The 12,775-nt window shown below is 57.1% G+C and carries 8 protein-coding genes and 1 pseudogene; 5 read left to right on the plus strand and 4 right to left on the minus strand.

Translation table 11 applies throughout. The features are described from left to right. Positions 1 to 116 precede the first annotated feature (116 nt). Entirely contained in the window at positions 117 to 734 is a 618-nt protein-coding gene (locus ACJJVH_RS18885) for a BA14K family protein (protein ID WP_412065724.1), read from the plus strand. On the opposite strand, the gene ACJJVH_RS18890 is transcribed toward ACJJVH_RS18885, so the two are convergent. Beyond that, on the minus strand, positions 687 to 998 hold the full coding sequence (locus ACJJVH_RS18890) for a hypothetical protein (protein WP_412065725.1): 312 nt from the start codon (positions 996 to 998) through the stop codon (positions 687 to 689). The two genes, ACJJVH_RS18885 and ACJJVH_RS18890, sit on opposite strands and share 48 nt — an antisense overlap. 147 nt (positions 999 to 1,145) lie before the next feature. Between ACJJVH_RS18890 and ACJJVH_RS18895 the strand changes: the two genes are divergently transcribed. Further along, complete coding sequence (locus ACJJVH_RS18895) at positions 1,146 to 2,933, plus strand: methyl-accepting chemotaxis protein (RefSeq protein ID WP_412065726.1); 1,788 nt, start codon at positions 1,146 to 1,148, stop codon at positions 2,931 to 2,933. A gap of 100 nt (positions 2,934 to 3,033) precedes the next feature. Further along, positions 3,034 to 4,179: a GGDEF domain-containing protein gene (locus ACJJVH_RS18900; protein ID WP_412065727.1), complete on the plus strand. Its 1,146-nt coding sequence runs from the start codon at positions 3,034 to 3,036 to the stop codon at positions 4,177 to 4,179. 228 nt (positions 4,180 to 4,407) lie between these two features. Here the strand turns inward: ACJJVH_RS18900 and ACJJVH_RS18905 are convergent. Both ACJJVH_RS18905 and ACJJVH_RS18910 read right to left on the minus strand, forming a co-directional pair. Next, positions 4,408 to 4,542, minus strand: a pseudogene (locus ACJJVH_RS18905) (ArsR/SmtB family transcription factor); the annotation flags it as partial. A gap of 1,330 nt (positions 4,543 to 5,872) precedes the next feature. Beyond that, on the minus strand, positions 5,873 to 6,619 hold the full coding sequence (locus ACJJVH_RS18910) for a YoaK family protein (protein ID WP_412065728.1): 747 nt from the start codon (positions 6,617 to 6,619) through the stop codon (positions 5,873 to 5,875). A gap of 574 nt (positions 6,620 to 7,193) precedes the next feature. On the opposite strand from ACJJVH_RS18910, the gene ACJJVH_RS18915 reads away from it, so the two are divergent. Continuing rightward, positions 7,194 to 9,350: an EAL domain-containing protein gene (locus tag ACJJVH_RS18915; protein WP_412065729.1), complete on the plus strand. Its 2,157-nt coding sequence runs from the start codon at positions 7,194 to 7,196 to the stop codon at positions 9,348 to 9,350. A gap of 53 nt (positions 9,351 to 9,403) precedes the next feature. Then, on the plus strand, positions 9,404 to 9,877 hold the full coding sequence (locus ACJJVH_RS18920) for a hypothetical protein (protein ID WP_412065730.1): 474 nt from the start codon (positions 9,404 to 9,406) through the stop codon (positions 9,875 to 9,877). A gap of 1,267 nt (positions 9,878 to 11,144) precedes the next feature. Here ACJJVH_RS18920 and ACJJVH_RS18925 read toward each other — a convergent pair. Then, complete coding sequence (locus ACJJVH_RS18925) at positions 11,145 to 12,719, minus strand: amidase (protein WP_412065731.1); 1,575 nt, start codon at positions 12,717 to 12,719, stop codon at positions 11,145 to 11,147. Positions 12,720 to 12,775: the final 56 nt, after the last annotated feature.

The following is a 12,775-nucleotide window of genomic DNA, read 5'->3' on the forward strand; positions in this document are numbered from 1 at the left end:
CGTGCCGCATACTCCGTCGCGAGCCTTGTATTCACCATGTTCGTCCAGCTGGGATCATGAGCCGGGAACCCAAATCGGTGCAGCGCATTTCTGCATCGCGAAACGGGATCCACGACATGAAGTCTATTCTCACAGGTTTGTTTCTGGCCGCATGTTGCTTGCCATTGATGATGGGCGCCTGCCAGATCGTCTCGGCGCTTGGCGCCTCACAGAGCAGGCATGAGTTTACCAATCTGGATTCACCGCTGTGGACCAATACGCCAATAAGAATCGACCGTGATCATCAGGCCTACCAACGGTTGCCCACATTGCTGGTCGCGGGAAGCAACATGCCATCTCAAACGAATGAGCATGCAAAGGTTGAGACGGGGTCATTCGTCGCCGTCAACGAGACCCAGTCACAGTTGGTTGACGCAGCGCAGGCGCATGTTTCCTGGTGCCGGGAGAGGTATAGCTCCTATCGGGTCGAAGATAATACTTATCAACCCTTCGGCGGCGGTCCCCGCCAGGCGTGTCGGTCGCCTCAGACTTCGTCCTTCGAAACGGTCGCGCAGACGACAGCTCCTCAGCAGACCCCGCAAAGCCAGAATGCGGCCCATGTGCGGTGGTGCTCAAGCCAACACGCCTCCTATCAGCCAGGCGACAACTCCTACCGGGCGTTCAGTGGCGCACGGCGGCAATGTACGTCACCGTTTGCCGGGCCAGAGGCAAACAGCGTGCAGGCTTCCATGTGAGGGGATATTGTTTTGGCCGCAGGAAACGCTATTGCGGAGGGGCGGCCGTTCGTATTCGATCACCTGGGCGCAGATCAGAAGGTTCTCGGCGATCTCACAGCATTGCTCGGGCGTGAGTGAGAACTGGACGGACTGCGTGTCTCCAGGCGCTTTTTCGATCACCAGATGGATAATCCCGGCCATACCGTGCTTGATGTAGCGATTGAATTCGCGCAAGCGCGGATTGGCGATGCGGCCGCGTTCGTCGAGATCTGATCTTGGCATGCGCGGGCTCTCTGAAGGCGTTCCATCTCCCGCTGAATCTGACCTGATAAACGTTAAAATTATCATTAAATCATGATTAATGTGCTTATGCCAATATTGGGAGTGTGGCTCGGCATGACCACACTGTATTCATCGGGGAACGATGACATGAATATTCTTGATCGCGGTGCCAATGCTGTCGCGGTGCTTGCCGCGCTGTCCAAATCCCAGGCGATGATCGAATTCGATCTGTCTGGCAAAATTCTGAACGCCAACGAAAACTTCTGCCGGGCGCTTGGCTACGAGCTGTCTGAGATCGTCGGCAAACATCATAGCATGTTTGTCGAACCCGATTACGTGAAGTCGCCGCAGTACAAGGCTTTCTGGGCGAAGCTCGCCGCCGGTCAGTTCGACCAGCAGCAGTACAAGCGCATCGGAAAAGGCGGCAAGGAAGTCTGGATCGAGGCGTCTTACAATCCCGTCATCCGCCGCGGCAAGCCGGTCAAGGTCATCAAGATCGCGACCGATATCACCGGTCAGAAACTGAAGACGGCCGAGGACGCCGGCAAGATCGAGGCGCTGTCACGAGCGCAGGCGATCATCGAGTTCACGCCCGCCGGCGAGGTGCTGACGGCAAACGAGAACTTCCTTTCGGCTATCGGCTATTCGCTCCCGGAAATCCAGGGCAAACACCACTCGATGTTCTGCGAGGCCTCCTATGTGCATTCGCCGGATTACCGGGAGTTCTGGAGAAAGCTCGGAGCGGGCGAACTGGTGGCCGACGAATTCATGCGCATCGGCAAGGGCGGCCGAAAGGTCCATATCCAGGCGTCCTACAACCCGATTTTCGACATGAACGGCAAGGTGTTCAAGGTCGTGAAGTTTGCAACCGACGTCACCGGCCGGGTGGAGAATGTCGAGCAGCTTGCAGGCTGCCTCACCAGGTTTGCCGATGGTGACCTGTCCCAGAGCATAGAAAAGCCCTTCATTCCGGCCCTCGAACGGCTCCGCGTCGACTTCAATTCGGCCTCCGACAAGCTGAAACATGCGATGGCGACGGTGGCCGGCAATGCCCGGGCGATCGCATCCGGGTCGAGCGAGATCCGCTCGGCTGCCGACGAACTAGCGAAGCGAACCGAGCAGCAGGCGGCCTCGATCGAAGAAACGGCCGCTGCACTCGAGGAGATCACAACCACAGTCAAGGATTCCAGCAGTCGCGCCGAAGAGGCGGGGCAACTGGTCGGTCGCACCCGTCAGCATGCCGAGCATTCCGGTCAGGTCGTTCGCGATGCGATCGGCGCCATGGACCAGATCGAGAATTCCTCACGCGAGATCTCCAACATCATTGGTGTCATTGATGAGATCGCCTTCCAGACCAACCTTCTGGCGCTGAATGCCGGCGTCGAAGCGGCACGGGCAGGGGATGCCGGCAAGGGTTTTGCTGTTGTCGCCCAGGAAGTACGAGAGCTGGCGCAGCGCTCGGCTACCGCCGCCAAAGAGATCAAGACCCTGATCACCGCATCGGGGGGCTATGTCCAGAACGGCGTATCGTTGGTCACGAAAGCCGGCTTAGCACTGCAGGAGATCGCCACGCAGGTCAACGACATCAACTCGAATGTCGTCGCTATCGTCGAAGCCTCACGCGAACAGTCGACCGCGCTTGGCGAGATCAACCAGGCGGTCAACACGGTCGATCAGGGAACGCAGCAGAATGCGGCCATGGTCGAGGAACAGACAGCGGCCAGCCACAGTCTGGCCCGAGAAGCCGCCGCGCTGTTCGAACTGCTCGAGCAGTTCAAGTTTGATGATGCTCACAAGGCAAGGCCATCATCCGCGCCTGTGCCAAAAAGCTCCGTCGCTCAGCCCGCACCTGTCCGGGTCCGGACAGCAGCAGTGCGAAGTGGTGGCACGAGCGCGGCACTAGCAATCAAGGCATCCGATTGGGAGGAGTTCTGATCGAGTGAATAACTGCGTCGCAATTTAACGTTTCTCCTAAGCGCTTTCTCACCTCTTTTGTTTAGAAGACGGCAAACGCAGCGGAGTGCATGCGGCGGCGATGCTCGATCTCAGGACGATATATGTAGTCACCTCGCTGACGGTGGCACTGCTTGGCGTTCTTCAGCTGGGCGTGTTTTTCATCGGCAGGTTCGGCCGCTGGCCGCTCTGGTGGGGAATATCCAATCTCCTCATTGGGGCTGGCACGTTCATGATCGCGCTGCGAGATCATGCGTCGGCGCTTGTCTCGATCGAGCTTGGCAATATCATCACCTGGGTGGGTTACGTCTGCATGCTTGCGGCCGTGCGTGTGTTTGCCGGCCGACCGTTGCATCCGCGCTGGCTCATATTTGTCATCTTTCTCGGCTCCGTCGTTTTTACAGGGCTTGACGGTCCCCTTGATACGTCAGCGCGGATCGTCTTCGGTTCATTGATCTGTTGCATTGTTGATCTTCTTATCGTCCGTGAGAGTATCAATCTCGCGCGGAACGGAGGATTACGCTCCGCCTGGATCCTCACCGGCCTTTATTCATTTAGCGCCGTTATTTTCGCGAGCCGCGCCTTGTTTGCTGCTGGCGGGGAGATCGGTGACGCCGCACTGTTCGACAACAGCGCAGCGCATACGCTGCTGGCGATGTTCGCGGTGCTCTTCGTCGTTCTTAGAACGATGGTCATGACGTGGATGGCGGCCGAGCAGGCCCATCACGAGATCAACACCCGTGCCAATACCGATCCGCTAACAGGAGCGCTCAACCGGACCGGCCTTGCCCTCGCTTTTATCAGACTGAAAAATGCCTCGGTGACCGCGCTGCTCATCGACATGGATCACTTCAAGGCTGTCAACGACAGGCACGGCCACGCCGCAGGCGACTCTCTTCTTGTCCGCCTGGTCGCTTCTATCCGAAGCGTTGTCGAAAGTGGCGACGTGGTTGCGCGCCTCGGCGGCGACGAATTCGTTGTGCTGCTGCGAGACATCTCTGAGGCTGATGCGATCCATCGCGCTGAAGCGTTACGCCACGGGTTTCTCGAAGAGGTCGCCGCACAAGGCGGCTTGTCGATATCGCCGACGCTGAGCATCGGCGTCGCGCGGCAATCGCCACCGATCGACCTCGACCGCTTGCTGCACAATGCGGACGGCGCATTGTACCGCTCCAAAGCGGCAGGACGAAACCGAACGGAATTGCATCAGGAGACGATCGCAGCCTAAAAACCGAAGCCCTCGGTTGCCCGACAGACTAGGCCACGAATTCCGGGATCTTCAAGTCATCATGGGATGACGCCACCTCTTTCGAACTTCGCCTCGAATGACATCTGCCAATTTGGCAAGGACGGAGTCGCCGACGGCGTGTCTCCAACGTATTACAAGCAGTGTCGCCTGACGAAGGGGAAGTCGGCAGCCGCTGAAGCGAAGCCGGCGAGAAAAGCCCGCACGCCTTGTCGAATAATAGACGTTTTGGGCGTCGCGACGAGTCGAAACCACCTGCGCCTGGCGCAATTGTCCAAGGCGCTGGGAGAGGGCAGACTGGCTCAGACCGACATGCCCGGCAAGCTCGCCGACGGACATCTCATCGCCCCCGGTGTTTGACGCTCGGCGCGGGCGTTAGTGCGCAGTCAGAAGGAGAAACCCGCCATCTTGGGGAAGGGTGGCCTCTAGAAGAGTGGCGCGCAAATTTTGTATTTCTCGCACTTGGATAAGATATCGCAGGGCAATTAGATCTGATGAACTGTGTTACAAAAGTAGCAAGGCGAAGCCGGTTCATCTTGCGTTCATTTAGCGGATACTAAGGGCTGCATGCCGCATCGCCTTATGCGGCAGAGACCTAGCGCGGCGGACATCACGAGGACGATAAGCCAGGTCTCTTTTCGGGGACCCCAAAGTGAAGTTTCTTCGTCAACTATTGCGTGCGCCCTTTACCTTCAAACTTCCTGACAAGGACGATGCCTTCCCGCTTGAGCCTTGGGCCGTTGCTGCAATTGAGGGATTCGAACGGGAGATGGCGGCTTTCTGTCGACGGTCCCGATTTGTGATTATCTAATCGTCGGTGGATAATGATCGCCGCTGAGCTTTATGAAGCAGCTCTGCTGCTTTCTGCCTTTCATGTATATCGTCTCGGCTGAAATGGGCGCGTGCCGTTAGGACGCTAAAGTCCTTTAATTGATCAAAATCAGTCGATCCGCTTCGGTAAAGTTGGATTACCTGGCCTGCGAAAGCCTCGAGGCTGAATTCGTTCAAATCGAACTATGGCTGCTTGATGATTTCGTTAAAGATCATTTGCAATACGTTCAGTTCTTCCGGCCGGAAAATACCTTCCGTCAAGTGATGATATCTCTGCATTTCAATTGCCTAGTCTGATTGAATTCTCTTATTTTAATAATATTATTTCTGATGTATATTTCTAACGAGGTTTATTGGTTAAAATCTCCCCCATTCTTCGCTGGGCGTGGCTCGCCAAAGGGAAAAGGCTTACTCAGCCGAGTGGATCCGGCAACGGATTTCCGCATCGTAAATCAGGTGCGGAAGGTCGTAATAGCCCGGAATGAGCTTTGCGGCCTTTTGGCCGCAGGCATATAGCAATCGCGCCTCAATGTCCTTTAGCTCGGCATGCGCTCTGACCTTCTCTTCCAGATGCTGGTTGAGATCGCAAAATTTCGGGCATCAGCGAGGATCAAAATGGACTCGGACCTTCGGTTCGTCATTCGGGGGATCGATCTGACGCCTTTGGTGACAAGCGGCAAGATCATTTGCGGCGAGGAGTTCATCGATGGCTTCACTAGGTTGCCAGAGGCATTGCTTATTCGATGGCACCCATGGCAGCAAGAAACTGATTATCCGTGCGGATTGAATTCGACGCTCGGCGCGGGAATGTTGCGGGGGCCGGAGGCGATAGCTCCCACTTTGGCTACTGCAGCCTTCGAGTGGCGGTTGTCTTCGCGAGAGCGCGGGTTCGATGAAGGCCTCTGAGAGCAATTGCCAGTAGAAGAGCCGACGCAACGATGAGCAGATACCCAGCGATCGCCTGATAAAGCAGCACGCCGATCACACCGCCGATAAGAAAGGAACCGATTGTCAGCAGATGCAGGCGCAGTTTCGCTCGGTTATCGATCGAATGGGCGCCGTCATCCTTGCCGCGCAAAATGTCCAACGCGATGCCAAGTTCGATGCCGATGTCGGTGGCCATACCGGATACATGGGTTGTCCGGACCCTTGCGTCCGAGATCCGCGTCACCGTTGCGTTCTGCAATCCCATCAGGAAGGCAAGTCCCAGCACAAGGATCGTTACACGCCAGGCGCTGGCCGCCAGGAGGAGATCTACTCCAGCAAGTGGCAGTAGGAGCAATGCTTCGGTCAGAATGCTGTAAGCATAGATCCCGGGGGTGCCTCGCCGTCTGCCGGCATTGATCATGATCGAGGACAGGGCGGCGCCGAGAATAAAGACAAGCACGATCGCCAGGTAAAAAAGGGCCGGCAACCATTCCATCGTTGCGATATGGTCGGAGAGGGTCGAGACATTGCCGGTCATATTGGCGGAGAAGAAACCCACCGCATAGAAGGCTGAGGCGTTGAGCGCGCCGGCGATACCGGCAAGTGAGCATGCCAGGTTGAGATTGATGCGCTCGTTTCGGGCGGCGCCTTGTGTAATCAGCAATTCAACCCCTCTCGTCCCAAATTCTCGCCCGGCGCTCGATCAGCCCTGTTTGCGTTTGCGGCGAACCGCTCCGCGCCATAATTTCTCTCAGTTGGCACATCTGTCGCATCCTCCGGCACGTTACCGGCGGGAGAGGGAGTGCTGGTCTTCTGATGTATCGTGCCGTCAAGAGCGAGAGCGGCGTCAATTAGCTGTTCGTGTTCTTCAGCCATGGATATTCTCCGTTTCGGCCGAAGATAACGGCCTTTCGTTCGGTCATTTCTTCAGGAACCGGAATCAGTATGCTCGCAAGCCTGGAGCATACTGATCGCCGATCATATAAATGTTTTAGCCGCAATCCAGAGGTCAGCATAGAGGGCCTGTCTGCGACGCATCGACTGTCGGCAGCACAGAACCAACTCTCGTTCAACGAGATTAGCCTATGCCTTATGCCATTGCGGAACCCTATTGACGAGGTTTCATTTACCTTGAGTGTCATTACTTTTAACGATTTCGGGAGCTTAAATTAGTATCGAGTGATATAGAAGAATAGAGAAGCGGTGGTAATGATTGCGGCTTTTGATGGATTTTTTGCATGAGTAGATATCATCCTATACCCGCCAACGAGCATGAACGTCTGGCCGCGTTGAACGAGTATGGCGTTGTCGGTACGCCGCCGGAGCCGGAATTCGATCACGTCGCCAAACTGGCCGCCGAAATCTTCGACGTACCGACGGCACTCATCTCCTTCGTCGAGAAGGATCGCCAAACGTTCAAGGCACGCATCGGTTTCGAAGCCTCAGAGACCTCGCGCGATGCGTCCTTCTGCGCCCATACGATCGTGAAGAACGATGTCATGGTCATTCCCGATGCCATGAACGATGATCGCTTTCGCAATAACCCTTTAGTGACGGCGGCTCCATCCATCCGTTTCTATGCTGGGGCGCCTCTAACCACCAGCGACGGTCACAACATCGGTTCCATCTGCATCATCGACAGCAAACCCAGGGCGCCCTTGTCGCTAGAGCAGATCCAGAACCTCAAGCGACTGGCCCAGGTGACGATGGATCACCTTGAGCGGCGTCGGTTCAATGATTTAAAGAAAGCTGCCTTCAGCTTTGCTGCGGCGACACTTGACGGGCTAGTCGGCATCGATGCACAGCGCCGGATCACGTTTTGGAATCCGGCCGCAGCCGCCATGTTCGGCTATACCCGCCGCGAGGTCACCGGCCAGCCGGTCGAGCGATTGATCCCTGTGGAATCTCTTTCCTCATTCCTGAAACTGCTCGAACCGGGTGAGGGGGCACGTTCAAGCCATCAACAGCCTGTCGAACTTCTAGCGCTAAAAAATGACGGCATGAAGCTGCCGATCGAGCTTTCGGTGGCGCGGTGGGAGGAAGACGGACGGGCCCATCACGGGCTGATCCTCCGCGATGTCTCGCAGCGACACCTGATGCAGGAACATCTGCGATATCTGACGTCGTTTGATCGTTTGACCGATCTTCCTAATCGCTCGCGATTTCTGGAGGAGATCGATGAGGCGCTGCGAGCAGGCTCACCCTTCTTCATTCTGAAAATCGGCTTGGACAAGCTAGGCGAAATCAATGGCACGATGGGGATGGCGGCGGGCGACCGGGTGCTCAAGCAGACAGCCGAGCGGATCGGCAAAGCCGCCGGCAGACAGGTGCTGGTCGCCCGGCTAGGCGGTGACGAGTTCGGAATCCTTGCCAGAGCCGGCGACTTCAATTCGATGGCCATCGCCGTTCTTCGGTGTTTTGCACAGCCTTTCCTCGTCTCCGGCCTTGTGGCACACGTTGGGGCCAGCATCGGCGCTGTGCAATGCTCCGAGGATCAAGGCTTCGATGACGCCAATGCCGTTTTGAAGGCGGCATTGCTGGCATTGCATGAGGCGAAGTCGAGAGGCGGCGGCGTCTTCGAACTCTTCAGACCCGAAATGGGCCGCAAAGCCGACGAACAACGTCGTATCGCTGAAGACCTGCATCGTGCCTTTGCCGCAGGGGAATTCGAGCTGTTCTTCCAGCCCCAGGTCGATCTCCACACCAGGGCGATCGTCGGGGCCGAGGCACTCCTGAGGTGGCGCCATCCGGAGCGCGGCCTGTTGCCGCCTGCCGCATTCCTGCCGGTGCTGGAACTCAGCAACATAGCAGTCGATGTCGGGCGCTGGATCATCCGATCTGCCTGCAGTTTCGCTGCAGATCTCGTTGAAAAGGGCATCGAGCTCCAGGTGGGTGTCAATCTCTTTGCCGCTCAACTACGTGATGGGAGTCTCGAAAATGATATTTCTAAAGCGCTGTCAGAGAGTGGTTTGCCTCCGCATCTGCTGGAGCTCGAGATAACGGAAACCACGGTCTTAAGTCTTGAGGATGATGTCGTCGCACCACTGCGAGCGATCCGCAGTACCGGCATCGGCATTGCCTTCGACGACTACGGGACGGGCTTTGCGTCCCTTAGCCTGCTCAAGAAGTATCCCCTGACGCGGCTGAAAATCGATCGCGAGTTCGTTCGCGATATCGAGGATGATCCGGATGATGCAGCCATCGTCGGCGCCGTGTTGGCGCTCGGGGAAAGTCTGAAGCTGGAGGTGATCGCCGAGGGCATGGAAACAGAAGCGCAAGCAGATATCTTGAAATGTCTGGGATGCAAACGGGCGCAAGGTTACTTTTTCGGAAAGCCGATGCCCGCCGACGAGTTCCGGATGAAGATCCTACAAACAGCCAAAGGATTGCAATGATCGGTCATGTTCCTGCAGATTCGCGTCCAGTGTCTCGCCTTTGGAGCTTCATTGTGAGACATCGCGTCAGTCTGCAGGATCTGGCGGTTCTTCTCGTGGTCATGCTGATGATGATCTATGTCGCCTTCGAGGTCGATATCTTTCGTTCCGAGGGCCAGGTGATGCCAGTCGAGGAAACGATCGAACTCGACGAGTCATTGTTGCTCGGAGGTCTGCTGACCTTTGGACTGCTGGTCTTTCGATCCGCCGGTTTCAGGCGCAGAAGCGAGAAACGGCGGCTCGGTAATGTCAGCCTGAAACGGCATGTCGCGCTAGTCATAGAACGGCCGCTGATATGCGTGGCCAGCCATGCGCATTTCGATTATATCGGGTGCCGTCATGAATTCCCGCAGCGGTGCGTTCACTGCATCAAGGCGCCGATTCTCGCCGATCCGCGCAACGAATGGACGCTTGCCGGTCGCTACGCGACCGATACAGGATCGAAGCTGCGCCGGCGCAGCACCTTCTCGGTCAGGGCGACGCCATAGATCCGGGTGACCGTGCGTTCGAGATCATCCATCCGCCCGGTGGGATCGCCCTGTTCGAGAGAAAGTCCGGCATTCTGCTATCGGGAGACATCGTCTATGACGGCCCGCTGATTGACGACGCTTACCATTCCGTGGTGCCCACTTATCTTGAAACGCCAGAACGAATGCGGAAGCTTAAGGTTTCGATTTTGTTCGCTATAAGCAGTTGATTGATGAGTATCACTCTTCAAACGGCGGCTAGGATATCACATTCGTTGTTAGCAGACATCACGCTAGTTACGCTGATGTCATTGAGCTTAGCGGTTTATAACGTCTAGCACTTCTGTGCTTGCCGCCCGTAATGCAAGAAGTTTTAATCTCTCTGAAGGTGTAATCGAGTGCGGTCTTCTGTCACGACACTCGGCCAGAATTTAGACACGGTCGGGTGGATAGGTACCGCCCATTCAGAATCGCGGCACGGCCACCGATACACAGGACATCTGTGGTGCGGTTAGCACGTCGTTGCCGACGCGGATCGTGTTTCTCTCCTCGAAGTGGGGCATGGCCGTGTCAGTGAAAGCAGCAGGTCGGGTTTGTCAGTTCGACGGCAAGCAATTGCACGGTTTTCAGCGCTTGGGCAGTTTCACGATCACTGCAGGGCAGCAAGGGGCTCTGCTTTAGCCATTACTACGGCTTTTGTTCTGAAGGGCCAGATATCATGCTCCTCAGTATTGGTAGCCTGGAGCAGAACGCGAGCGATTTGCAAAACCATTCGATTCAGTCATGGAAATGCTAGCTGAGACCGCAGCCGTATTTGGGGGTGGATTGCGTAATCCCGAGCCGTATCATTGCGAGCGCAGCTGTTCGTGTGTGGCGTTTATGGGAGAGCCAGCGTCGGAGCCGCTGAGCGCTGCAATGACACTTTACCTCGGCAGCCAGAGCCATAGTCTCCGCAATTACGCACCGCTTCGTTTTTATCCCAAGCCGGTCCAGCAGCGCCAATACTCCCCACGGAGCAATTCCATAGTGAACGCCTCAAGCCTGGACCGGTGCCCGCCCGCCCTGCAGAGAGGATCAAAGAGGAATTTGAGATCAGGTCTGCCTCATCCCCACGCAATATTGTTTTAAATGTCAACTGAATCGGGTGAGTAGACTGAGACCAACGATGGGCGCGGAGTGTCCCGCCTTGCAACAGGGATAAACTCAGGGAATCGGACAATTCCGATCGCGCCAGACGAGGATCTGGACCTCGCGTTCATACCGGGGCTCGACGGCAGGCGTCCGCTGGTTAGTCTTCAGCTCTCTCGTAAACGCTCTCCTCCAGTTGTGGCACGATCCTGTGGTGGGTAGCCTGTTCGTAATCATAGGCGTAGGCCAGCAGATCGGCTTCTGACCACATACGGCCGATCAATATCAGGCTGAAGGGAGCGCCGTTTTTATATTGTCCGGCGGGAACAGTGACTGCCGGCAGGCCAGCTATATTGATCTCCGAGACGGTGGTGGACGGATATTCCTTCTCTTCGAATATGCCGGGCAGTTCGGCCGAGGATTGCGGGAAAGCGAGCACGTCGAGATCGTATTGCGTCATCACCGCATCGAATGTCTTCAGATAGCGTTGGCGTACGGCGAGAAATTCGCTGAGATCGGGAACGATTGAAGGATTTTCCAGCGATCTCCTGAGAACGGGCATCAGTTTTACGTGCTTGCCGAGGAGGTCGTCATCGACAAACGGATCGACCTTCAACATCTTCTGCAGCTCTTGCAGGGAATTCGCGGCGGCAGACGGTCCCATGCGACGCAGATAGTTGTCGAAATCGTAAGCCAGGGATTCCATACCCCGTGCGTCGAAGCGTTCGGTCCTGTCGGCGAGGCTTGCGAAGTCGCTGCACCGGAAAGGGTCGTCGACGGTGATCGCACCGCGCGCCCTGATGTCGTCGACAGCTGCCAGATAAAGCGTCCGGGCCTCGGGCGATAGCGCATCATCGCGCCAACCCTCGCCATAGAGGCCGATGCGCGCCCCCTTCAGGGCCGTCAAGCTAAGCTTGCTCGCATAGCCCGCTTCCGGAACGTTGCCGATGGCTGCGACCGTCTTGGCGTCCTCCGCCGTATAGCCGGCGATGACATTGAGAAGCAGCGCCGCGTCGGTGACCGTGCGGGCATGAGGCCCGACGACATCGCGCGTCGATCCGGCAAGCGGCGTGACGCCGCTATTGGGCACGAGCGCGAAGGTCGGCTTGACGCTGACGAGGCTCTGTGCCGCTGCTGGGTTCTGGATTGAGCCGCCGGTCTCCTCCGCGAGTCCGAGAAGGGCAAAATTTCCGGAGACGGCCGCCGCCGTGCCACTCGAGCTGGCGCCCGGAGCGATGGTGCGATCGACCGCGTTGAAGGTCGGTCCGTCCCAGCTCGTATTGGCGCGGGTGTCGTCATGGCTGAAGGCGGGAATATTCGTCTTGCCGAGGATGACTGCTCCGGCAGCCTTCAGCCTGGCGACGACAGGCGCGTCGCGCTCCGGTATGAGGTCGAAGCCGCCGGCCGCGCTGGAAAGCGGCGCCCAGCCTCCCGTCGAGGGCAAGCCGGCAAAATCCATGGCCTCCTTGACGACGACCGCAATTCCATCGAGGGGGCCAAGCGCCTTGCCGGCGCCGCGCCGCTCGTCGGCCGCTTTCGCGTCCGCAAGCGCTGCCGGGTTCATGAAGGTGAAGGCGTTATAATAAGGCTCGTAACGCTCGATGCGCTTCAAGTACGCCTTCGTCAGCGCTTCGGATGTATAGCTGCCTCGATCGAAAGCCTGCCGGACATCTGCAATTGTCAGTTCCATCAAGTCAATTTCGGGGTCCAGGGCGGTTTCGGCCAAGGCGTTCATGCGATGCTGCTCCAAAATGCATGGCGGGAATGGAGAATTGGGGCGGCCCAGTATCC

Source organism: Rhizobium sp. SYY.PMSO, assembly GCF_046840415.1.
GTDB lineage: Bacteria > Pseudomonadota > Alphaproteobacteria > Rhizobiales > Rhizobiaceae > Rhizobium.

Bases quoted from the DNA above. Each gene is read 5' to 3' on its own strand.
- ACJJVH_RS18885 (WP_412065724.1), top strand. From the start codon at position 117: ATGAAGTCTATTCTCACAGGTTTGTTTCTGGCCGCATGTTGCTTGCCA.
- ACJJVH_RS18890 (WP_412065725.1), bottom strand. From the start codon at position 998: ATGCCAAGATCAGATCTCGACGAACGCGGCCGCATCGCCAATCCGCGC.
- ACJJVH_RS18895 (WP_412065726.1), top strand. From the start codon at position 1,146: ATGAATATTCTTGATCGCGGTGCCAATGCTGTCGCGGTGCTTGCCGCG.
- ACJJVH_RS18900 (WP_412065727.1), top strand. From the start codon at position 3,034: ATGCTCGATCTCAGGACGATATATGTAGTCACCTCGCTGACGGTGGCA.
- ACJJVH_RS18915 (WP_412065729.1), top strand. From the start codon at position 7,194: ATGAGTAGATATCATCCTATACCCGCCAACGAGCATGAACGTCTGGCC.
- ACJJVH_RS18925 (WP_412065731.1), bottom strand. From the start codon at position 12,719: ATGAACGCCTTGGCCGAAACCGCCCTGGACCCCGAAATTGACTTGATG.